General features: G+C 47.5%; 14 protein-coding genes. 3 read left to right on the plus strand and 11 right to left on the minus strand.

What is annotated here, in order from left to right; translation table 11 throughout:
- Nucleotides 1-109 precede the first annotated feature (109 nt).
- Nucleotides 110-2,575 (plus strand): O-antigen ligase family protein, encoded by a 2,466-nt coding sequence (locus tag EL84_RS02730; RefSeq protein ID WP_047840630.1) that lies wholly within the window; start codon nt 110-112, stop codon nt 2,573-2,575.
- Nucleotides 2,576-2,676: 101 nt separating this feature from the next.
- On the opposite strand, the gene galU is transcribed toward EL84_RS02730, so the two are convergent.
- From galU to uvrB, 8 genes are all read right to left on the minus strand, one after another.
- On the minus strand, nt 2,677-3,555 hold the full coding sequence (gene galU / locus EL84_RS02735; protein WP_047840631.1) for a UTP--glucose-1-phosphate uridylyltransferase GalU: 879 nt from the start codon (nt 3,553-3,555) through the stop codon (nt 2,677-2,679).
- Between the two features lie 257 nt (nt 3,556-3,812).
- Nucleotides 3,813-7,463, minus strand: coding sequence for a DEAD/DEAH box helicase (locus EL84_RS31155; RefSeq protein WP_082218818.1), 3,651 nt, complete (start codon nt 7,461-7,463; stop codon nt 3,813-3,815).
- 104 nt (nt 7,464-7,567) lie between these two features.
- Complete coding sequence (locus EL84_RS02745; RefSeq protein WP_047840632.1) at nt 7,568-10,081, minus strand: U32 family peptidase; 2,514 nt, start codon at nt 10,079-10,081, stop codon at nt 7,568-7,570.
- A gap of 504 nt (nt 10,082-10,585) precedes the next feature.
- A complete protein-coding gene (locus tag EL84_RS02750; RefSeq protein ID WP_235431477.1) occupies nt 10,586-12,481 on the minus strand; it encodes a stalk domain-containing protein in 1,896 nt (631 codons plus the stop codon).
- A 43-nt stretch (nt 12,482-12,524) separates the two neighbouring features.
- Nucleotides 12,525-13,694, minus strand: coding sequence for a S1C family serine protease (locus EL84_RS02755; RefSeq protein WP_047840633.1), 1,170 nt, complete (start codon nt 13,692-13,694; stop codon nt 12,525-12,527).
- A gap of 277 nt (nt 13,695-13,971) precedes the next feature.
- A complete protein-coding gene (locus EL84_RS02760; protein WP_017692026.1) occupies nt 13,972-14,184 on the minus strand; it encodes a hypothetical protein in 213 nt (70 codons plus the stop codon).
- A 337-nt stretch (nt 14,185-14,521) separates the two neighbouring features.
- Nucleotides 14,522-17,380 (minus strand): excinuclease ABC subunit UvrA, encoded by a 2,859-nt coding sequence (gene uvrA, locus EL84_RS02765; RefSeq protein WP_047840634.1) that lies wholly within the window; start codon nt 17,378-17,380, stop codon nt 14,522-14,524.
- A gap of 578 nt (nt 17,381-17,958) precedes the next feature.
- Nucleotides 17,959-19,950 (minus strand): excinuclease ABC subunit UvrB, encoded by a 1,992-nt coding sequence (gene uvrB / locus EL84_RS02770; RefSeq protein ID WP_047840635.1) that lies wholly within the window; start codon nt 19,948-19,950, stop codon nt 17,959-17,961.
- Nucleotides 19,951-20,119: 169 nt separating this feature from the next.
- Between uvrB and EL84_RS02775 the strand changes: the two genes are divergently transcribed.
- Together EL84_RS02775 and EL84_RS02780 are read left to right on the plus strand one after the other, a co-directional pair.
- On the plus strand, nt 20,120-20,917 hold the full coding sequence (locus EL84_RS02775) for a flagellar motor protein (protein WP_036612388.1): 798 nt from the start codon (nt 20,120-20,122) through the stop codon (nt 20,915-20,917).
- Nucleotides 20,901-21,743 carry a flagellar motor protein MotB gene (locus EL84_RS02780; RefSeq protein WP_036612391.1) on the plus strand — a complete coding sequence of 281 codons (843 nt, stop codon included), beginning with the start codon at nt 20,901-20,903 and terminating at the stop codon, nt 21,741-21,743. The genes EL84_RS02775 and EL84_RS02780 overlap by 17 nt, the downstream gene beginning before the upstream one ends.
- Before the next feature lie 100 nt (nt 21,744-21,843).
- On the opposite strand, the gene EL84_RS02785 is transcribed toward EL84_RS02780, so the two are convergent.
- Genes EL84_RS02785 through EL84_RS02795 form a run of 3 tightly spaced genes read right to left on the minus strand, consistent with a single transcriptional unit; the run spans nt 21,844 to nt 25,159 of the window.
- Nucleotides 21,844-23,022, minus strand: coding sequence for an ABC transporter permease (locus tag EL84_RS02785; RefSeq protein WP_047840636.1), 1,179 nt, complete (start codon nt 23,020-23,022; stop codon nt 21,844-21,846).
- Nucleotides 23,015-24,211, minus strand: a complete 1,197-nt coding sequence (locus tag EL84_RS02790) for an ABC transporter permease (protein ID WP_047840637.1) — start codon at nt 24,209-24,211, stop codon at nt 23,015-23,017. The genes EL84_RS02785 and EL84_RS02790 overlap by 8 nt, the downstream gene beginning before the upstream one ends.
- 12 nt (nt 24,212-24,223) lie before the next feature.
- On the minus strand, nt 24,224-25,159 hold the full coding sequence (locus EL84_RS02795) for an ABC transporter ATP-binding protein (RefSeq protein ID WP_047840638.1): 936 nt from the start codon (nt 25,157-25,159) through the stop codon (nt 24,224-24,226).
- Nucleotides 25,160-25,336 lie beyond the last annotated feature (177 nt).

Here is a 25,336-nt window from a genome sequence, read left to right on the forward strand (position 1 = left end):
ACTCCGAATACATATGTTAAGTCCTCACTCACTTTTTATTTGAAGTGGAATAGCTGAATAATCCTATGTTAGAATATTGTCGTATCTACAAGAAAAGGAGACTCAAACCTTGTCGAATCCAGTATACGGGAAACAAAGGAAGACGTCGAGCAAAGTAAGTACTAGCTCAACTTCGCCTCTACTATGGACCCTGACCATAGGACTGATCATATTTTTACTCTGGTCCGCTTTTCAAGTTGCGCTATTCAATGGGCAATTGCTGCAATTTGAAGCTCCCATTTATTGGGCGGTTGCAATCACTACCCTCCTATTTATCATCTGGGTAGCCATTTACTTCAAACAAATCAAGTTAGAAACACAGCAAGATTGGCTCAAAGTGGCCGTGCTATTGATTCCACTTACCTATGTACTATCCCTCATCAGTGCTGCATCGGAATATTTGGCAATCAATATGATCCTCATCCAGTGCATTTATGCGATAATTTTTGTGATGACGATGTACCTGCTTCAAAACAACAAAATCAATCATATCATACAATCTTCTTTAATAGGAATTGCATATGTTATTGTGGGTTTTGGTTTGTTAAACTGGCTAGGAGCCTTCAGTTTCGCCGGCAAGCTGGTGGGGTGGTTTTCTGCAGGAGTTATTAACGGTGTATACAACCAAGCGATCTGGAATGATTCAAACGGACCACGACTTGCATCAGTGTTTCAGTATCCTAATACATACGCCGCATTCCTAATGGCATTTTTATTTATCACCATTTTTAGTATGATCCGTTCCAAAAAAGTGTACACGCAGTTTCTACATAGTTTTATGCTTGTACCTATTATTTTGTCGCTACTGTTGACACTTTCCCGGACTGGGCTTGTCATGCTTCCGATTGTGTTCGTTATACTGTTATTATTGTTAAAACCCGCTAAACAAATTCTATGGTTTATCTATAGCGGAGTAGCCGCAATCGGCACACTGGTTGTATTGAATCCAATAAATACAGCAGGACTTGAATTGCAACTACAATTTTCCGGCTCACTCGCAGCCAAGGGTTGGATTTATCTGTTAGCAGCATCCACCATTGTGGCAATAGTAAGTTGGGTTATCCAGCGTTGGATCGCACCACAACTAGAGCATGGCATTCAATCCTGGTCAGCTCGAAAAGGCTCCAGTTTATGGATTCCACTAGGATCTGTTATTCTCACAGTTGTTGTTTCCGTGCTTCTGCTCGGTACGAGTGTGAGAAACATTTTACCTGATAGCATTAGTACACGACTTGAAAATATCAATTTCCAACAACACAGTGTACTCGAGCGAATTACGTTTTATAAAGATGCCACAAAACTATTTGCTGACTATCCAATCATAGGTGCGGGTGGTGGAGCATGGACCACTTTGTATGAAAAGTATCAGAACAATCCTTATGTCAGTGCTCAAGCACACAACTTCTTCATGCAATACCTCGTAGAAGTTGGGATCATTGGATTTGTTATCTTTATGGCATTTATACTCTTTGTTTTCTATCAGTATGTGCGTGCTTTTTTAAGGCGTAGTGAAGAAGAGCGTGAATCCCATTTTGTGTACTTTATCCTGTCCATGTCCATTCTTATACTGAGTTTACTCGATTTCAATATGAGCTATGTCTTTATTGGAATGTTGGTATTCCTTGGCCTCGGCGGTATGACTGCTTCGATGGATCCCAAACCACTACGTCGATTGAAGTTTAGCAAATCTGCGGCACGTGGGATCTACAGTGTAATTGCCGGTATTGCAGCAATTGTCCTGCTCATTACATCCGTTCGCTTCCTGCAAGCAAATCATTACGCTTACGAGGCGAAAAAGGTAGCTCAAACTAGCCAGGACTTCCAAGAGATAAAGGTGCCACTCGATAAAGATCTATCGATTCGCAGTACACACACAGATTCATTGCTAATGCTTAGTTCCCTCTATCAACAAGGCTTTCAGCAAACACAAGATGATCAGTTCTATTCGAACTCCATACAGTTACTCCAACGTGGTCTTGAAGCAGAACCATTTAATAAGAACATTGTTAAACAACTCATGAGTCTATATGAAATGAAAGGGGAATCTGGCCAAGCCTACACTCTTCAAAAAGAATATGCCAACAACTATATCTGGGATATGGAGTGGTACGAACGGCTAATCACCCGTTCGTTCGATCTAGGATATCAAGCACTCGGACAAGGCGATACAGCTAAGAAGGAATCTTATTTTACTTCAGGTCTGGAAGCCTATCAGCATGTTGTTGATGGAGTAGAACATCTACAGACTCTCCCTGAAGGACAGCTTCAAGGACAGCCGTTCGAGCTGACTCCAACAATGATTCTGAACACGGGGAAAATGAAATATATGTTAAACGATTCAGCTGGAGCAGCTACTATCCTTAAGGGTGGGATTGCAGACGATCTGAACGATGCTACCAACCGTGAAATTGCTCGTTGGTACCTTGCCGCTCTAACTAAGGATGGGCAACAGGATCAAGCTATATATGATAAGCTTATCGCTGTCGCACCTAACGAAGCAGACGAGATAAAACAGATAGCAGAACTGAATTTCTAATAACAAAATGCACTAGTGGTCCTCTATAATTCCACAAAAAAAAAGGTTTGCCTTCATCAAAGGGCAAACCTTTTTTTTTGATCTAATACGTTAGGGATGTGTTAGTTCGATGCCGTTATCTTCTTTAAATACGCCAACAAATCATCACGTAGATCCGGGCGCTGCAATGCGTAGTGAATAGATGTCTCAATAAAGCCCAACTTCTCGCCAACATCATGACGCAATCCATCAAAGTGATATGCGAGAATCTGCCGCTGTTCATTCAATCGGGACAAGGCATCCGTAAGCTGAATTTCTCCCCCGACACCAGCAGATTGTTGACCCAGGATCTCGAAAATATCCGGTGTAAGAATGTAACGTCCCATAATAGCCAGGTTGGAGGGAGAGTCTTCGGTCTTTGGTTTCTCAATTAAGCGGCGGGCCCGAAAAACACGATCATCGGTAGGGGTCAGCAACTCTCCGTCCACTATCCCATAGCGGGATACCTCGCTCCAATCAACAGGCTGTACACCAACAATCGGAGATTGCAGTTCATCGTAGACATCGATCATCTGCTTCAGGCAGGGATGGTCCGCTTCCACGATGTCATCCCCTAACAGGACGGCAAAAGGCTCGTTGCCGATAAACTTGCGGGCACACCAGATGGCGTGACCAAGTCCCTTCGGTTCCTTTTGACGGATATAATGGATATCTGCCATCTCGGAGGGTTTGCGTACTTCGTTAAGCAAGTCCCACTTCTGTTTGTCCGCCAGATTCTGCTCCAGCTCAAAAGAATAATCGAAGTGATCTTCAATGGCCCGCTTGCCTTTACCTGTCACAATAATGATATCTTCAATGCCAGAAGCTACGGCTTCTTCAATAATGTACTGGATCGTTGGCTTGTCCACGATGGGCAGCATTTCCTTAGGCATCGCCTTGGTCGCAGGCAAAAACCGGGTACCCAGCCCCGCGGCTGGAATAATCGCTTTGCGAATACGCACACGAACCCACTCCTTTTGCTAAACAAGTTGAACTAAAGATTATTTACACTGACACTACGATGACAGAACAACCTTCCGATCGCTGTTATCCCCAGATTTTTTAATTCACTTTTACAAAGGTGAAATCTGGTGAAAAAGGCGAACGCTACGCTTCTCCAGCTTTTTTCTGTCCTCTACGTTTCTCGTGTAAATGATTAGTTAAACTTGTATAGATTCATATATTTAATGATTCTGAGAGCTAAGATGCTTGGACTCCATTATACCATCAACAATTCGCGGATATCCTGTTCGGATAAGGTCGTCGATCCTCCGTCTCCCGGTTCGATTACTTCGGCAATCAAGTCCTTCTTGCGCTGCTGGAGTTCCAAAATCTTCTCTTCGATCGTACCCTCGGTAACCAGGCGGATGACTTGCACCACTTGTTTCTGTCCCATGCGATGGGCACGGCCAATTGCCTGTTCTTCCACGGCAGGATTCCACCATAGATCATATAATATAACGGTATCTGCCCCTGTTAAGTTTAGTCCGGTACCGCCAGCTTTCAGGGAGATTAAGAACAGTTCAGCTTCGCCCTCATTAAATCTGTGGCACATCTCAACCCGGCTCTGTGCAGGGGTCTGACCATCGAGGTAGAAAAGATTCCTTCCCTGGGCCGAAAGGGTCTGACGAATCAGGTTCAACATGCTCGCAAATTGGGAGAAGATGAGAATTCGTTTCCCTGCAGCCAAACAATCCTCGACCGTTTCAAGCAACTGTTCCATTTTCCCGGAATCGCCTTGATATCCTTCCACAAAGAGGGCCGGATGACAACACAACTGACGTAAGCGCGTGATGCCAGCCAAAATTTTGATACGATTCTTCTGGAATCCGTTATCCTCCATATCCTTCGATGCTTCATCCTGAAGTTGGGAAAGATATGCGGCGTACAATTTCTTCTGCTCAACCGTAAGCTCTGACCGCTGTACCGTTTCAATTCGATCAGGCAATTCTTCCAACACATCCTTCTTCAGGCGGCGCAGAATAAACGGACGCACCATCCGCGAGATCCGTTCCGGAGGAAGGTCACGGAATCTTCTGTAACTTGGAAACAACCCTGGGAAGACGGCTTCAAAAATGGACCACAATTCATCCAGTGAGTTCTCTACAGGCGTTCCTGTGAGTGCAAAACGACGCGGAGCTTGAATCTGTTTGACTGCCTGCGCGGTCTGAGAAGAAGCATTTTTAATTGCCTGAGCTTCATCCAGAATGAGCGTATGAAAGGTTCGGCCCAGGTAGGTATCCAAATCCCGTCGCAACAGAGGATACGACGTCACAATCACATCTGCCTCATCCATTCCAGAAAGCATATTGGCTCGCTCTTCTTTCTGACCGGCTGCGATCAGGACTTTCAGATGCGGGGCAAACCGTGCAAACTCATTAGCCCAGTTATAGGTTAGCGAGGCAGGCGCCACGACAAGTACCGGGGGATGAATGACCCTCGTTCGGATTGTCAGTCCATCCTGCTGCATCGTGGACCATAGGCCATCCGTATTCTCTGAATCCATCTTATCCAATGGGAGCCCAGTTTCGGAATCAATGTTGGAAGTCGCCAACGTTTCACCGCCCCGTAATGATCCGCTCTCCCGGTATTTATCAACGCCCGTATTGTCCATATTGTAGTCGGGCTTCTCCTGAAGAACCGCTGTGATATAGGCGATACTTTGCAACGTTTTGCCAAGTCCCATATCATCCGCCAGAATGCCGCCAAAACGATAATAAGCGAGGGTACGCAGCCACTGGTATCCACTGTTCTGATAATCCCGCAGGATGGGGGTCAGTGTCTCTGGCAATGCAAAATCCATCCGTTCGGGATCTCGCAGATCATCAAGGAAACGTTTCAGGGAGCCTCCCCACTTCACATGACCGGAAACTTCATCCCTGCCTGGCAATTGTAACGCCCGAACAGCTGGCAGCCGGATATGGCTGCTCTTGATGTCATCTGCTCCAAGTCCCAGTGAATCGGCCATATGAGCGAAACTGTCTGCACCTTCATTTTCAAGCGACAGAAAGATACCGCTCTTGAGACGGAAATACGGTTTCTTTTCCACAATGCGACGCATGAGTTCTTGAAGCTCCTGCTCGTCCACACCTTCCATCTCGAATGAAATCTCAAGCCAGTCCAGTCCTCTCCCCAAATCTGCTCGTACTTTCGGCGGTGTTGGATAGGATTGCACCATGGCCTTCACGGCGTTTGGCATATAGATGTCTACCTGTTTTTCAAGCTCAGGCAACAGATGATACATAACATCATAGATGGCATCTTCCCGTTCGCTCGCCCAGACACTACCATCACGTTCCAGGAAAGAACGATCGAGCCGTTCAATGAGATTCCGTTCTTTGTATCGATCACGCACCAAAATAACCTTTTTCTCTTCTTCATCTATTAAATACTCTGCAAGTGGATTAATAACCATGACCTCATAGTCGAATTCCAGACGCGCTGTAATACGTTCACGATAGAAGTCGATGTACAGCTTCGGTGAAAGTTCCGGTTCCGCGATCTGTTCACGCACCTGTGAATCAATGGACAGATGTCCAAGCGTACGCAGTTCTGGCACGACATGCTGTACGAATTCATCCACCTGCTGAGTCGAAATATCGATGCTTTCCTTGATTCCATACGACGTGAGCGCCCCACTCAAGTCCTCCAGACTTCGCATCTGCATCGGCTCCAACATATGCAACTGTCCTTCCACCACAGCGGCATCATAAGCAGGGAGAAGAATCAGCTCACGCAGTCCAGAAATTTCAAGCTGATATCCTTCATTCGCTCCCTGGGCGATCCGGTAAAATAAAGGAAGTACCCCCTCACCCAGTGTGAGTGGTCCATTGGCAAATCCCGTGCCCTCCATCCGGCTGTCAGCCTGTAGCAACAATTCCAGCAATGGCTTCCATACGAGAGGAGCAATCAATATATCCCGTCCGTCCGAAGCTCCCAGATAACCGGAGATGGATTGGCGATAGGCCTCCTCACTCTGCCTCATTCGAATAAGCATCGAGAGAATGGCCTGATCCTGCGGAGTGAAAACATGCATCAATGGATCATAGTGGAACAGCTTGGTAAATGACATTGGCTCGCCCTTCTCGATACAGTTCAGGAATTGCTTCACTTTCTGCACCACATACAGACGTTTGTTACCCACTTTCAATTCAAGAGCAAGTTTCCCACCACCCTTGTGAACCTGTGTCAGCTTACATATAAACTGAACCTGCAATTCTTCCCGCAGGGAGGAACGGCTGACAGGGGCAGTGTATTTACGATCATTTCCATGCAGCGGTCTCCGATCCTTGGCAAACATGGACAGAATCTGATCCGCCGTACGGTAAGAAGGTTTATCTGCCGAGCGGCCCCACCCCGAAGCTGAGCTTGGACGACCTGCTTGGGCAAAGTGAACGGGCGGACGCTCTGGGGCATCATTCAGTTGCTCTCGTTGTGAAGCGGACTGTGGTCGCTCCCATATGCTTTCTTCGACCAACGTCCCAACCCTGGACTTGGAACCTGAGCTGGAACTGGTATTGGCTCCTTGGCCTGGAGCAGGTTGAGGAGGCTTCCCCGAAGCAATCGTGGCATTACGCTCCTGCTGCTCACCCCATTCGTGAATAGCCAACAGGACAGCAGCGACATGTTTGCAATAGTCATAATGCCTGCCGTCACCCGGACAACTGCAGCCTGCCACAACCTCACCTGATCCATCTATATCCACCGTCACCTGATAACGCTCCGATCCACGTACCTGTGCTTCAAAATGAAGCTGATTCTCACTGACCACCAGATTGGTCACCCTGCCAGATTGGTTATAATCTTCTCCGCGCTTGAATGCCGTGACCCCGCACAGCAATTTGATATCCATAATTGTGAATGGCGCCACGCTTCTTCGCCTCCTGTATCATGATGTAAAAAAACCCCAAGAGCTCCTTGAAGCAGAGATTGGGGTTCCTTCATGCTTGTAACTGTTGTAGTACCATACAAACGTTATTTCACCAATTGACCACGTGTAACGCCCAGTTGGTTCGTTGCTTTGAGTGTTTTCCAAACTTGTGTACCACTGATCTCGCCGCGCAGTGCGCGGTTGTATAGATCGATAACTTCGCGTACCTGCTCCGGTGTCTCTTCCAGGAATTCCACACGGTAACGGGATACACCCAGATCCATAAAGTTGGTCAGATACTCGGCACCTGACTGTTCCACTGCATTGTACACCGTATTACGGCAACCTTCATCCACACGTACCGGGTGGGACATGCCGATCCGGTCTTGCAGTGATGCACGCTGTTCCTCACAAGGACGGCCACAGTTCGTGAAGTCCGTTCCTTCACTCATGAACGTACAATATACACAGTGCTCGGTATGGAACATCGGCAGATGCTGATGGATAACCACTTCAGTCTGACTTGTACGGGAGTGGCCCAGCAAATCAACCATTTGTTGAATGTTCAGGTCATAGGATGGCGTAATCCAGTCACATCCGGCTTCCAGGAACAATTCTACTGCTTTGTGATTGGCGATGTTCAATGAGAAGTCGCCGATCAATTCCGGGTGCTTCGCATCCGGGTTTTCCATCCGGTGGCGAAGGTAGAAGTACAGTGCGCCTGTATTACGTACCAATACCGCATCTGGCTTCAGACGCAGGATGTTGTTATGATATCCGTTCTCCCCAGGCATATGAATACGCGGTGTTGCCAGCGCGATCTTGCGACCAGCGGCATGCACAGCTTCCACGGCTGCCGGGAACTGTTTGATAAACTCGAAGTCGGCATAGATCATACCGATTCCTGCTTCAATCGCTGCCTCCACTTGTGGCAGGCTGCGGCAGAGCGCGGTCAGCTCTGCTTGACCGCGAGTGACTGGCGATGCCGGTTTAACTGAATCGCCGTACACATCTACCGCCCGTTTCACGTAGACAGGCGGTTTAGGACGTTCACCCGCGAGTTGTTCTACCGCCTGACGGCGAATATTATTCAACTCGCGCATTGGGATGATGACGTCACCGTGCAGGTTGACGTCCATTCCTTCCAACTGGAACACGGTGCCTCCCAGACGTCCGAACTGCTCTTCGAGCAATTCATGTGTCATTGGACGCTTCTGGGCGATGTCCAGTTCCATCTCGGAATCAATACGGACGGTCGTGCCTTTCTGCACGTCTGTCCACCATGTGCTAAGCGGCTGCCCCGGGCTGCCGATGACCTTCACCTTCACTGGGAATACACGGTACGGCTTCTCGGTCTCGAAGCTTTGACGTAGACGTTTGTCCAGCGCCGGGTCATTCGTTTTCCACACTTTGTCGCCAACTTTCACGCGGCGCAGATCTACGTCACTGCGGCCTGGCACAACGTCAACGATCCAGCCCTCTTCGGCTTCGCCTTCGAGTTTTACACCTTTGCGACGCACATCGTATACCCGTCCGCCTTCTTCCTTCTGAGTCGGGTCTCCGGCGTCAAATACAATTCCGTCTCCACGTTTCACAGGTGCATCCAGTTTCAGGACCACACCATCGCGCAACACTTGATCCACACGACCGAGGTAGACACCACGGCTTTTCGGGAATGTTCCATCCACCAGTTCTTTGTTGTTTGTACCACTGAGGAAACCATGCGTGAATCCACGGGAGAAGCTTTGCTGCAATTCGCGAACTTCTTCCTTGCTTGGCGGTGTGTTATCTCCATCAAAATAACGGTCAATCGCTTTGCGGTATTTGCTTACTACGTTTGCTACGTATTCTGGCGTTTTGAGACGTCCTTCAATTTTGAAAGAAGTTACTCCTGCTTCGATCAGTTCCGGCATCAGATCAATCGCTGCCAGATCCTTAGGAGACAACAGATAAGCTACATCACCCATCGGTTTGTGCACCCCATCCACCATCAGATCGTATGGAAGACGACAAGCTTGTGCGCACTCTCCGCGGTTCGCCGAACGTCCTCCCCACATTTCGGAAGTAAGACACTGCCCCGAGTAGGATACACACAGCGCACCATGAACAAATACTTCCATTGGAAGTTTTGCCTGCTCACCGATCTTCTGGATCTGCTTCAGGTTGTTCTCCCGTCCCAGAACGACACGTTCCATATCAAACGGCTTCGTAAACTCGACCGCTTCCGGAGACGTAATTGTCATCTGTGTTGAACCGTGAATCGGGAAATCCGGTGATATCTCGCGGATCATCTTCACCAAACCCAAATCCTGAACAATTACAGCGTCCACACCTGCATCGACACAAGCGTCAATCAGTTCTTTGGCATCCGTCAATTCATTTTCAAAAATCAATATATTAAAGGTCAAAAAACCTTTTACGCCATAACTGTGCAAAAACGCCATTATCTCCGGCAGCTCGTCCATACGGAAATTGTTCGCCCGTGCCCGTGCATTAAACTTTTCGACTCCGAAGAAAATTGCATCTGCGCCATTAGCTACCGCCGAACGCATACAATCCCAGTCACCAGCCGGTGCCAGAAGTTCAACGTCTTCTCTTCGTATTGTTGCTGTTTTCATGTAGATCCTCCCCATAACCGGCTATCCGCCGGATTTCATCCCTATATCCCTAAACGTCTGAACATACTAAGCCTAAGACTGCACCTTATCGGGTACACCTGCATTGTCACGGTATTACAATATCTATCTATTATGTCTGTATTGCCTGAACTCCAAGCTTACAGTCATTCCTATTCATCAGATCAGTAGTCATAACTCCTGAACTAGTATAGTGTACCACTTCTGCACCGACTCTTCTACGTTTTCCTGAAAAAACCGTTTACCATTTTCATTTCCATTAAGATTTACACTAGACACTTCGATTGCAGTACCATCTTCCGATCGCTGTTACCCCCAGATTTTTTTTATTTCCTTTTCTAAAGGGGAAAAATCTGGTGATAAACGCGCACGCTTCGCTTCTTCAGATCGGTTCTGCACTCTTCGTCCCAGTGTAAATATTTAATTTATCTTATACAGAAAACAAATAAGCCGAAAGGTCTTTTGACCCTCCGGCATGCATCAATATTATTTAATAAAAGTAAATGAGTTCACTGCTTTTTCCAAGGCGGCTGCCTGAACTTCTGTCTTGTTGGCATCATTCAGCCCACTTGTGATCGTATAGGTTGTTCCGTCCTTTTCAAACACGATCTGACGACCCGCATATGGCACGCCTTTGTCCAGCTCATGATACGTAAAGGAAAATGCAGGCACACCCGCAAACGTCAGCTCTTCACTGCCAAGCAACTTGAAGTTCTTACGGGTTTTGGTGGCTTCGGCATAGGCTTCTCTCAATTGGCTGACCGTCATCTCGATCGACTTGTCTTCGCTCGCCGCAATGGAGAATTCTCCGCCAGTAAAGGTGTACACCACAGGTGAATATTCGAATCGATCACTATACGGCGTCCAGTAACGCGGAATATCTACACTGTAATGATAACGTTTGGACGTACGTGTAAGTGTCTTCGTTTTGTCTGTCAAATACGGATCTTCATCCAGCTGACCGAAATTATCGGCAACCGTATCAAAGTCAATCTCCACACTCTTCATAATCCGTTCAAACCATGCCCGATCTGCACTTTGCTCCTCAGGGAACGTATACTCTGCATAATACCGATACCCATTCTTCTGCAAAAGAACATCAAACTCGGTCTGCCAGCCCCCGCCAAAGTTATAACGGAATTCATTCACCTCGGCAGTTTCTCCCGAGATATCCATCGTATATGAACCAATTGGCTCGTAACTCTCTGGTGTAAATGTCTCGCGCATCCACTTATCCAGTTGGCCGCTCCAGTCTTTTACCGTTGTACCTGCTTTCGCCGAAGTGACACGCCATTGCAGATACGCACCATCCTTGGCTTCATAGATCATCTGATTGTTATCCATCGACCAGCCGGCAGGAATCTTCAATTCAATACCATAGTCATCGTTCCAAGCGGAGCGCATGCCATTATCTACGGTGGACAGATCCTTGATCGTTCGATCCGATTCCGCATAGGTTGGCTGGAATGAATTGAGTAGCGCTGCACGTGTGCCCAGATCTTTATAATTCAGGGCTTCGTAATCCGCGAGGTACACATCATATTGACGACCTTCGCTCAGATACTGACGCATCTCCCATAACATGCCGTCTACATCTTTCACGATAATCCGTGCATAAGGCGTTTTGTCTTTCGACACCGCTTGACGATCCAGCACCGTATCTCCCGATTGTTTGGCCTCCTGGACAAGTTGCTGCAACAAATCATCCGCATCCAGAGCCACATCCTGATCGCTGACATACACTTCAAGATAATAACTGTTGTCCGCAGTGCCAAAAGTCATCATGCGCTCCTGCTCACCGGTCTGGAAAACTATAAGGTCTGCCGGGTAGTTAATGGACCAACCGTAAAAACTGTTGCCAATTCTGGTTTTGCCTTCATCCGGATGAATGCCATCCTCGTCATCCACCGAATCATCGGTTTGCAACAGACGAATGACCATTTCTCCGGAGCTGGTTGGAGCTAGCGTCGCCCCGATACCGGCAGCAACCGGACGAAGTGGAACCATAAGTACACCATTCACCATCTTGGGAGCGGCACCCATCTCATGTTTTACACCATCCACCCAGGCAATTGAACTGCCAATCGTTAGGGTAACCGTGTGTGGACCTTCCTTGATTTTGACGACATCATTTTTCTCCAACCGGATTTCACTGCCAAATGCTTTCTTGAATACACCGACAGGTACCATCGTAACACCCTTGAACTTGTAAGGTTTGGCTATGGCCTGCTTATCGCCGTTGATGTAGGCGCTCGTGCTCCCAGCTTTGACACGTAGTTCACTTGTCGTCAGATCAGATGCCCATACAGGCAATGCCGCGCCAATGGTCAGCATCCCGGTTAATACACCTGTGCTTAGCACACGTATCCATGACTTTTTCATTCCGTTCTTTCGTCCTCTCTCCATCCGGGCTGATCGCCGGGCTTTATTGTTCTTCATCTGCAAGGAACGCTTCATCTTCCTCGTCTACGATGTCTGCGCGATCAGCAAGCACCAACGTGCGGGTGACGATATCGCCATCCGATTGCATCAACAGCTTTACCTTTTGCCCAGGCAGATACTTTTTGAGCAACTCATTGATATCCACTACTGAAGAGACACGTGTGCCCGCGACACTGTATAGGACATCGCCCTCTTTGATTTTGGCTTTCTTGGCTTCAGGAGACAGTACGCCCGTAATCGTTAATGGATCATCTGTAGGCAGGCCCACAATCGCAGACCAGCTTTCTTCCAGCTGTAGCCCCAGACTTGCACGTTTTATTTTGCCATATTTAAAAAACTGATCGATGATATATTGAACGGTATCCACGGGAATCGAAAACCCCAAACTCTCTACGCCTACCGCAGAGAATTTCATCGAGTTGATACCAACTACTTCACCCTTCAGGTTGACCAGTGGTCCTCCGCTATTTCCTGGGTTAATGGCCGTGTCGGTCTGAATCAACCGGTAGGTCGCCTCAACACCACGATTCAAGCCGCTAATTACCCCTACCGTTGCCGAGTTGCGCAAAGAAAAGGAAATCGGCGTACCCAAGGCAATCACCGTTTCTCCAACAGTAGTTTGTGAAGCTTTGGCAAAGCTCGCCGGTTTGAGTGATTTGGCATTGATTTTGATTAGCGCCAGATCACTTAGTGCATCACTGTATGTTTTCGTAATTTTGTATGTATTGCCATCCGTCGTTACGACCACGGGATTCGTTAATCCGTCGACCACATGAGCATTCGTTACAATCCATCCGTTCGACCGGATAATGACACCTGTACCATGTGCAAGATTATAACGGTCGTCTGATGTTGCACCGTCCTGCACTTCGGTAGATTTCCCAATAATGCCTACGACCGAAGGAGATACCTTTTCGATCACTTTGGGAATAGCTTCACTTCCCTTGTACGTGTACGTTCCTGATTTGGCATCATATTGTCCACTTCCACCAACTGCCTTGAGCAGATCCTTGGTGTTCACATAGACTTGACCGTCTACCACTTTCGCTTGCATCGCCGCTTTGGATTCAGCTGCACCGGCCGTTGCCGCCACACTAATCGAGAGTACAGCAGCCATCAGTATGGCTATCCCCTTTTTACCCAACACGCTCATATTCTCACCTGACCCTCTCTATACATCCTTCTTGCGCGACTCGACATCGGATTCATCGCTGAATCTATTCTCTCTTTCTCTCATCTGCAATTCCGGTATCCCTCAATGTATCATACAGAATCTGGATATACAATTGTTTTAAGTCCTATTTTAGTAGAGAAGGTAGAATCTTGTTCAATCGCTCGATATACACGAAAAAAACACCCTCCATGTCTCCCATGGAAAGTGTTCCTTCATACCTCTTTTGGCTTAAATTCCATTCACTTCAGTGGTATTCCTACTGAGCAAACCAACCGGTTATCATCGCATAGTCTGTCATCAGAAATACCAGTAGGCTGACTACTGCAAATCCGATCGCAAACAGATTTTTCTTCGGTGCCCGAAGAAGCCGAACAACTCCGATGAAAATCAGGATCGTAAATAAGATGACAAAAATATCAAATGCATTAAAATTCGATGTACTCGCCGTGGCAGCTTCTGCAAACAGCATGGATAGACAGACCTCCTTACCATAGTTGAACAGCTAACGCATACCCTAATATCTTCCTCTATGTTATCTGTACCCTGCTTGTAATGCAAGCCCTATCATCCATAAAAATGAAAAAAAACCAATTTGGCCGAATATTCCTGTAATGCTCGTCATTATGCATATGTAAACACTTTCACGAAATAACCTTAGTCTGGGGGAAACACGTGCATCACTCAAAATGAAAAGCCCTTCTTCTCGGAAGCAGAGCACATCAGATCGTAATCCAACGTCTCAACCTTTTCGAAAAGAAGGGCCAATACTGCCACTTCATATTGATATAACTACTGGTTAGAGGACCTTAGTCTACTAATTGCAGTGCCTTGCTCCGCTCGGTGTCCCGCTCCAGAACCGGCTTCAAGTACTTGCCGGTATAGGAAGCTTCCACTTTAACGATATCCTCAGGTGTTCCGGTTGCAACAATGGTTCCTCCACCGCTACCACCTTCTGGACCCAGATCAACAACATAGTCTGCCGTTTTGATCACATCCAGGTTATGCTCAATCACCAGCACTGATTCCCCGGAATCAACCAGACGGTGTAATACGTTCAGCAAACGGTCGATATCATCGACATGCAAACCGGTAGTCGGCTCATCGAGGATGTAGATGGTTTTCCCCGTACTGCGGCGATATAGCTCGGAAGCGAGCTTCACACGCTGGGCTTCACCACCAGACAATGTGGTTGCAGGTTGTCCCAGATTGATATAACCCAGACCCACATCCATCAGCGTCTGCATTTTGCGATGGATCTTCGGAATGTTCTCGAAGAATTGGGTTGCATCTTCAACCGTCATTTCCAGCACATCGGAAATGTTTCTGTTTTTATATTTCACTTCAAGCGTTTCCCGGTTATATCGTTTGCCTTTGCAGACTTCACAAGGAACATAGACGTCCGGCAAGAAGTGCATCTCGATCTTGATAATGCCGTCTCCACGGCAGGCTTCACAACGTCCACCTTTGATATTAAAACTGAACCGGCCTTTCTTGTATCCACGTACCTTGGCTTCGTTCGTCTGAGCAAACAGATCCCGGATATCATCAAAGACTCCTGTATACGTAGCCGGGTTGGAACGTGGTGTCCGCCCGATTGGCGACTGGTCAATATCGATAACTTTATCGATATGCTCCAGACCACGAATCTCTTTATGCTGACCCGGACGTACCCGAGCACGGTTCAGATCACGTGCCAGCGTTTTGTAGAGGATCTCATTGATCAATGTGGATTTACCTGAGCCAGACACACCCGTTACCGCAGTAAATACACCTACAGGAATCTTCACGTTCAGATTCTTCAGGTTATTTTCTTTGGCTCCACGCACTTCCAACCAACGGTCTCCTACACTTCTACGTTCTGTACGAATCGGAATGAATTTGCGTCCACTCAGATATTGACCGGTTAAGGAGTTCTCATCGTTCATGATCTCTTCCGGTGTACCCTGTGACATGATGGTACCTCCGTGGATACCTGCACCTGGGCCAATATCAATAATATAGTCGGCAGCCATCATCGTATCTTCATCATGTTCAACCACGATCAAGGTGTTACCAATGTCTCGCATATGCGCAAGTGTTGAGATCAGACGGTCATTATCCCGTTGATGCAAGCCAATACTTGGCTCATCGAGAATATACAGCACACCCATCAGGCTGGAACCAATCTGTGTAGCCAGTCTGATCCGCTGAGCTTCCCCACCGGACAATGTTCCGGCAGCGCGACTCAGTGTAAGATAATCCAGACCAACATTCACCAGGAAGCCGAGACGACTGTTGATTTCTTTCAGAATAAGCTTGGCAATCGTCTGCTCTTTCTCCGACAATTCCAATGTATCAAAGAATCGGCCAGCTTCACCAATGGACAAACTAGTCACATAGGCCATGTTGTGATCATTGATCGTAACCGCAAGACTCTCGCGTTTCAGACGCTGACCTTTACATGTACCACAAGGCTTCGCACTCATGTAACCCTCAATAAACTCACGAATACCTTCAGATGCTGTATCCCGGTAGCGACGCTCCAGGTTATTCACGATACCTTCAAAGGTGACCAGTGCTTCCTTCCGTTGTCCAAAATCATTCTCATAGCGGAAACGGATTTTCTCCGTACCTGTACCCTGTAACAACTTGTTCATCTGCTCAGCTGGCAGATCTTCGACAGGTACATTTTGCGGAATGTTGAAGTGCTCACATACTGACTTCAGGAACTGCGGATAATAGGTGGATGTACCACCTGTCCAAGCATCAAAAGCTCCATCTTCGATGGTCTTAGCCCGATCCGGTACGAGCAGATCAGGGTCAACGATCATTTTGACACCTAACCCATCACAATCCGGGCAAGCCCCGAAAGGGCTGTTAAATGAGAACATCCGCGGTGCCAGCTCTTCAATACTGAATCCGCACACCGGGCAGGCAAAGTTGGAACTGAATCGCAGCTCTTCTTCACCCATAATGTCCACCAGGAGTTGTCCACCAGACAGATTTAGTGCTGTTTCAATAGAGTCGGCCAGACGCGCCTGTACATCATCCTTAACAACGATCCGGTCAACAACCACTTCAATTGTATGCTTTTTATTTTTCTCCAATTGAATATCTTCTGACAGGTCACGCAGTTCCCCGTTTACCCGTACACGGACAAAGCCCTGCTTGGACACATCAGCAAATACACTTTTGTGCTCGCCCTTACGGCCCGAGATAATGGGTGCCAAAATCTGCAACCGGGTACGCTCTGGATATTGCATAATGCGGTCAACCATTTGTTCTACGGTCTGGGAACTAATCTCCACGCCATGGTCAGGACAATGTGGATGGCCCACACGTGCAAATAACAGGCGCAGGTAATCATAAATTTCGGTCACGGTTCCTACTGTGGAACGTGGGTTACGGCTTGTTGTTTTCTGATCTATTGAAATGGCAGGAGATAATCCTTCGATGGAATCCACATCCGGTTTCTCCATCTGTCCCAGAAACTGCCGTGCGTAAGCTGACAATGATTCTACATAACGCCGCTGTCCTTCGGCATAGATCGTGTCAAAAGCCAGCGAGGACTTGCCTGAGCCACTCAGGCCGGTCAATACAACAAAGCGGTCACGCGGGATGGTAATGTCGATATTTTTCAGGTTATGCGCTCGTGCGCCTTTAATGACAATGTTATCGCTCGCCAATAGTATTCATCCTCTCAGTGTGTTAATCCAAACCTTTAAAGGCTTTTCGATCCCTCCCAAACCCTCCCTTCCAAGGGAGGGCCCCAGAGGGCGCAGCCCTCTGGACACCCGAAACAAGCGGTGCAACGGTGAGGGGTCGGGTCTTGCTATGTGAAGGGTGGTCGTGTGCCCGCGGCTCCGTATAAGGTTCCGGCTCATTGCCGGAACCTTATACGGCCGCTCTACTGCGAGGTGACGCTCTCGGCTTCGCCACGTTCGCGACAAGGTCGCCATTGCCTTCGGCTCGGCTCCTAGGTCAAGAGCGGGACGCTCTCAGCTTCGCCTTGGTCGCGTCAGGTCGCCATTGCCTTTGGCTCGGCTCCAAGGTCAACACTGGGGCACTCTCGACTCCCAATTGCTTTCCTATAAACCTTTTAACCAATTTCAACATTTCTATCAGTATAGACTTGATTTCAGGATTTCAACATCTCTTATTATCGGTAGATATCAACGATTTCCTTACTCAACAAGAGAACGGCCAATTGGCCGTTCTCTTGTTACAGATCCATCTTTACCGGAGCATATGAATGAGCAGTATCTTATTCAGCGCGAAGTTCCAGCAACGCATCGCGAAGCTCGGCAGCACGCTCAAACTGCAGGTTTTTGGCTGCGTCTTTCATCTCTACCTCTAGGCGCTGAATAAGTGCCTGGCGATCTTTCTTCGACATCTTCTCGGCTGCGCCTGTGAGATAGTCTTTCTTGGATTCGGCAACTTTGGTTGCCTCTATTACATCACGCACTTTTTTGCGAATCGTCTGTGGTGTAATTCCATGTTTCTCGTTGTACTCAATCTGGATTGCACGACGACGCTCTGTTTCCTTTATCGCTTTATCCATCGAATCCGTCACTTTGTCACCGTATAGAATAACGCGACCCTCGCTGTTCCGTGCCGCACGACCAATCGTTTGGATCAGTGAGCGTTCGGAACGCAGGAATCCTTCCTTATCAGCATCCAATATAGCGACGAGGGAAACTTCGGGCAGATCGAGACCTTCCCGGAGCAAGTTGATTCCGATTAGGACATGGAAAACGCCCAATCTTAAATCACGTAAAATTGCCATCCGTTCCAACGTCTTGATCTCGGAGTGCAGATAACGAACTTTGATTCCAACTTCCTTCAGATAATCCGTCAGGTCCTCGGACATCTTCTTCGTTAATGTTGTAATCAACACACGCTCGTCTTTGGTAATCCGGTCGTTAATCTCACCAATCAAGTCATCGATCTGCCCCTTTGTTGGACGCAGTTCAATGATTGGATCAAGCAGTCCGGTTGGACGGATAATCTGTTGCACCATCGTATCGGTATGCTCGATCTCATACGGGCCTGGTGTTGCTGATACATAGATGATCTGATCCATCTTGCCTTCGAACTCTTCGAATTTGAGCGGACGATTATCCAATGCTGATGGCAGTCGGAAACCATGTTCAACCAATACCGTCTTCCGCGCTTGGTCACCATTGTACATCGCACGGATCTGTGGCAGGGTCACATGGGACTCATCGACCACGATCAACATGTCATCCGGGAAGTAATCCATCAGTGTGTATGGCGTATCGCCACGTTCACGGAAAGTCAGCGGACCGGAATAGTTCTCAATCCCCGAACAGAATCCAACTTCCTTCATCATCTCGATATCATACCGTGTGCGCTGCTCCAGTCGCTGAGCCTCCAGCAGTTTCCCCTGTTCACGCAACACCTCAAGACGCTCCTCCAGTTCACGCTCAATGTTCACCAGCGCAACCTTCATTGTCTCTTCTTGGGTTACGAAGTGAGACGCCGGGAAGATGGCAATATGTTCCCGTTCGCCAATCAGTTCTCCGGTCAACACATCAATCTCCGTAATTTTCTCGATCTCATCACCAAACAACTCAACCCGAATTGCATGTTCGCCCTTGGAGGCAGGGAAAATCTCAACAACATCCCCACGAACACGGAACGTACCCCGCACAAAGTTAATATCGTTCCGCTGATACTGGATCTCTACCAGACGAGACAAAATCTGATTGCGTGGTTTCTCCATGCCTACCCGAAGTGACAGCAACATGCTTGAATACGAGTGCGGTGAACCCAAACCATAAATGCAGGAAACACTCGCTACAATAATGACGTCCCTGCGCTCAAACAACGAACTTGTCGCTGCGTGCCGCAGTTTGTCGATCTCTTCATTAATACTTGAATCCTTCTCGATATACGTATCGGAGGATGGGATATATGCTTCTGGCTGAAAATAATCGTAATAACTGACGAAATACTCAACCATGTTATTAGGAAAAAAATCTTTGAACTCACTTGCAAGCTGCGCTGCCAACGTTTTGTTGTGTGCAATAATCAGCGTCGGACGTTGCAGTTGGGCTATCGTCTGGGCTATCGTAAACGTCTTACCCGTACCCGTTGCACCCAGCAGTGTCTGGTACCTCTTCCCCTCCTGAACACCCTTCACCAATTCTATAATGGCTGCAGGCTGATCACCTTGGGGAGAAAACTCTGACTCGATTTCGAACGTTTTGTCGCTCATTATAATATCGCTCATTGCCGTATCTCACCCTATCGTCTAAAATAATAGTCACTATATATTGTCGAAGTTCCCCGAATTTTCATATGGGAAAACTTATAGTAATAGGAATATTTGTTCCCGTTTAATTATACCTCGTTCGTTTTAGTGATGCAAACGTGAAATGAAGATAGGAGTGGGTTAATTTATGGATATTGCGACACTTATCGGTATTATTGCCGGAATTGCCGCAGTCATTAGCGGTTTTTTGTGGGAAGGCGGCCAATTGTCTGGTCTCCTGCAAAAAACGGCTGCTTTAATTGTATTCGGTGGAACGATTGCTGCTGTGGTTGCCAGTTTCCCGGCGCATCGCCTTCGTACGATTCCAGCTGCTCTGCGTATGGCTTTTGGACGTAACAATAATGATTCAGGCTTGTGGGTTGAAGAACTGGTGGAGATGTCTTCAATCGCACGCCGCTCAGGTGTACTTGCATTGGAACGCAAGGTTATGGATCATCCGCATCCATTTTTGCAAGACGGTATTCAGATGGTTGTTGATGGTACCGATCAGGATGTGGTTCGCCAGATCCTGGAGATGGAAATTGACTCGATTGAACAAAAACATGAGGGTTATGCCAAAATATTCGAATCCGCTGGTGGGTACGCTCCAACCATGGGGATCATCGGAACCGTGATGGGACTTATTCAGGTCCTTGGCAGTTTGACCGATCCAACCGGACTCGGACCTGCCATTGCTGTTGCCTTTACCGCAACCCTGTATGGGGTCGCCAGTGCCAATCTTATCTTTTTGCCCATTGCCTCCAAGATCAAATCCAGAGGTGCCGACGAAGTTCAGACCATGGAAATGCTTCTCGAAGGTGTACTTGCCATTCAGAACGGTGAGAATCCCCAGCTTGTACGCAAAAGACTGGAGTCCTTCACCCTTACGCATCGTCAGCATATACGCCCCCTAGCAAAGGAGGGATTGGATGAGTCGGCGCAGTAAACGGCGCGGAAAACGTGAAACTATCGATCATCGGGATCGCTGGATGATTACTTATGCCGATCTCATAACTCTGCTTTTGATCTTTTTTGTCATCATGTATGCCATGAGCAATCTCGATTCCGGTAAATATGACGTCGTTACTCAATCGTTACAAAATACATTTAATGCGTCCGACTCTATCCTTGAGCTTGGTGAGGGACTCGGCGAGAAACCCGGTCAAACGATTACAGAGACTCCACCATCCGAGGTGCAGGGTGAAGATCCTTCAAAAGGTGAAGGAAACCCTTCCGATACCGGGACTGCAACACCAGATGATGACAACAAGCCCCTCACAGAACGGGAAGAACAGTTCAGATCACAGGAGCAGGAATTGCAAAATCTGTTCAATGTGATTACCCAATATATCGAGGATAATAAACTGGAAAATCAGATTTTTGTTGCGGACAAGCCACAGGGCCTATCCATTACCCTCAGTGACCGCTTCCTGTTTGATCAGGGACAGGCCGCTCTAAAGGATGGTGCAGCACCAACGCTCAGTAAACTTGCCAGCCTGTTCCGTGATCTGAATACCGTTGTCAGCATCGAAGGACATACGGACAATATTCCGGTCGGGGCCAACTCCACGTACAAAGACAACTGGGAACTTTCTGGAGAACGTGCACTGTCTGTATTACGATTCTTTTTGGATACAGAGAAACTTAACCCGGACGGCTTCCAGTATGCCGGATATGCGGATACTCGCCCAACGGGTGACAACACCACTGCCGCCGGAAGACAAAAGAACCGTCGGGTTGAAATAACGGTCCTGCGTCAACTCCAACCTTAATCATCAATATCTCCCATAATGCATCATTACTTATGCAAAGAAAGCACGCTCTAACTGAATTCAATTCAGCAGAGCGTGCTTTCTTTTATGTCGTATTACCTTATGCCTCTACTCCTGGCTGGCTAGGGCGTAGAATCGCAGAGCCTACAGTCAGCAAAATGGCAGCCATGCCAAACAAAATCAATAGTGGCAATGTGATATCCGACAATGTACCGCCAGCAGAGATCGTCTCCACCGCCTGAATCGCCCATTTCTGTGGAACAAAGTTGGCGAGCTTTTGCATATAATCCGGCATCAACGAGATAGGCCAGAAACAACCACCTATCATACAGGTTGGCATAATGACAAGTGAATTCAGCATATTGGCATTTTTGGGATTACGGATTAATCCTGCCACGGTACTTGCGATCCCCATGGAGACCAGCATGAATGCAGCCAAGATGATGAAATGAATGCCAAAAGGAATACCGGCATCATAATGCAGCAGCCACCTGCTGACTCCCAAAACCATAACAATCTGTATCATGCCAATGACAAAGCTGCCGAGGAAATTACCAAGCGCAATCTCATATGCACGGACGGGTGCCGTATATACTCTGGCCATCGTACGTTTCCTGCGATCTTCCATTATCACAGCCACTGCACTGGTCAACAGCCCCATCATAAACATGATTGTAAATCCAGTCACATTGTTCAGGCCTGGCTTGGGATAGATCTGAAGATCGGTGACTTCACCAGCAACCTTATGTTTTCCTATCTCCTGTAAAAGCTGTTCAAATGGCTTCTGTATACTCGATAGTATATCTGTCTCACTTGAGACAGGACCTGCCGCCACCTTAACAGCTGAAGCAGATTGTAACAATCCGCTCGTCAAACCTTCAACTGCTGCTCGTAGGGTATAGGAACTTTCACTTATACGCAGTTCCACCAATTGAATTTCGGTTGGCTTTCCTTGTAACAGATCCTCCGTATAATGTGCCGGAATGATGATGCCAGAGCTTCCTTTTTGCTGAGCAATAGCTTCCTTCACTTCTGCTTCGTTTGTCATCGGCTTGAGCAGGTACTCCTCTTTGCCAGCAAGTTCATGAATCATCCATGTCCCTGCCACCCCTCCATCCTCATTCACATAGGGAATAACAGTACGTGCAATCTGCTCGCTTCCAAAAAGAGCAACTGCTCCTGTAACCACCAGGCAAGGCAGAAGTAGAAACGTAATGAAGCCCATTTTACGGCCAAGTGTACGTCTAATCATCAACCAGGCAATGTGTAGACTATTCATATCGGTATCCTGCCTTTCTATAGATCATCCCTGAGATGAACAGTAATACAGCGCATACCACGCCTAACATCAGAATGCTATATACAATCTCTGCTACAGGTGCATCCAGCATCATTCTCAGAAAACTTTGGAGCGCCCAGTGGTTAACCGTAAATTCGCTAAGCCGTTGTACAAAATCAATCGGAATGGGCGTGAACCCACCGCTAATAAATGTCATTGCAACGATGATACCTTGGATGGTTGCACTGGCCGATGCTGTGCTTTTGCATACCAGTGCGACGATTACACCAAGGGTCATGGAGGCCATTGTGATACATACACAAGTCAGCACAATATACCAAGGATGGGTTCCCCAATCCACACCGTAGAGCCAATATGTCATAAGGATGATCGTTGTTGCTTGTGAGAAAGCGAGCAGACTATTACCTGCAATTTTGCCTGCGAAAATAACTCCATTACCTATAGGCGCAGCCTGAAGGCGAATTAACGTTTTGTTATCACGCTCTCCAAAAAGGCTGGTACTGGTTGTCATGCCTGAGTACAACATGAACATCGCCAGCATGGAAGCTGCATAGTATTGGGAGGCACTATACGCCGTACCTGTCTTACCGGGATTAGTGACAGCAAGCGAGGTTGAATTCGCCGTACCAGACTCCGAAGCAGAGGCCATGGCAGCAATTACTTCCGGACCGAGCACTTTGGTAATCGCCATCTGTCGGTTCCATTCATCCGTAAAACGTGTGAACAAAGTTTCACCCAAGGTATTAAGTGTGTTGTCCTTTCCTCGTATCCACTGTAACCTGGCCTCTTTCCCCATCATCACGTTTTGCTCAAAATCCGAAGGAATCATTACAGCAAAGTCCAGCTTGCCGGTACGCAGCGAATGAACGGCCTCTTCTTCTGTCGTAAAGTTCTGCACCTTGACCATCTCAGCCACTTCCGGGGATTTAACGAATGTATCCAGCGCTTGATTAACTGTACTTGATCTTCCACCAGATTCAGTGCTCAAATGGATGATTCCCACACGTACAGTATCCGGAATAACATCCTCCGCCGTACCCATCGTACTGGAAAGTGCCGTGCCCAATATAAAAATCAGTAGCAACGGTAAAATAAACAGGTTTAACACCACAGATCGAATCTTAAGAATACGCCTTAATTCAAAGATGCAAATATGCCATATATTCATCTCTTGTTCCCCCTAGTCCCGAAGCGTACGCCCGGTCAGATTGAGGAACAACGTTTCCAGATCCGGCTCTTCGACCTTGAGCGACTGAATCGCTACTTCATGTTTGCTGCAAATGAAGAGCAGATCCTGCAGATCCTGCTGTGCCGAAGGCAGCGTAATGGTCAGTGTATTCTCTGAAACGTCTACCATCCGCACACGGGGGTGAAGTTTCAGTTCTTCCACGACGTCGGGACCGATACCGGAAGTGGAGAGCACTACTTTTTCCTCCGATGCTACACGTTCTCTCAGCTCTGCTTCAGTCCCACAGGCAATAATTCGCCCCTGATCCATAATCGCAACCCGGTGACTAATCGCAGCCACTTCCTCCATGTAATGACTTGTATATATAATTGTTGAACCCATCTTGTTGAGTGTGCGTACCGATTCAAGAATATGATTCCGAGATTGCGGATCAATGCCAACTGTAGGTTCATCCATAATAATGAGATCCGGGCGATGTGTAATCGCACATGCGATGTTTAACCTGCGTTTCATACCACCAGAGAAGGTCGAGGGAGCATCCTTTGCTTTATCCTGTAACCCTACAAATTCAAGAGACTCCTGCACTCTTTCCTTAAGCAATTTTCCACGCAGTCCATACAGTCTGGCAAAAAAGGTCACATTCTCGGCAGCAGACATGGTTTCGTATAAAGCCAGATCCTGCGGAACGAGTCCAATCTTGCGCTTCACTTCAAGCGGTCGCTCCTTGACCGATATGCCATTTAATCTAATTTCACCCTGATCCATATTCAGGAGCCCTGCAATCATGCTGATGGTCGTACTTTTTCCTGCTCCATTGGGACCGAGCAATCCAAAAATCTCGCCTTTGCCGACACTAAGGTTCAAATGATCCACGGACAGCTTGCTGCCGTATCGTTTTACTACATGATCCACTTCAAGTATGCCCATCCCTTTTACGCCCCTTTTCCGTTTCGGCCTTCGCCGCTGGATTTCATAATTTTATTGTAACGGATCGCAATCTGTAGCGAAGGTACAAAAAGTCATGAATTGAAGGTGACTTAAGTCATCTCCTGATTCGAATGCTGCTTATGGTATAATCAAGGGCGCATTACCAAGAGATTTTGT

This window comes from Paenibacillus sp. VT-400 (assembly GCF_001029205.1).
In the GTDB taxonomy this organism is placed as follows: domain Bacteria; phylum Bacillota; class Bacilli; order Paenibacillales; family Paenibacillaceae; genus Paenibacillus; species Paenibacillus amylolyticus.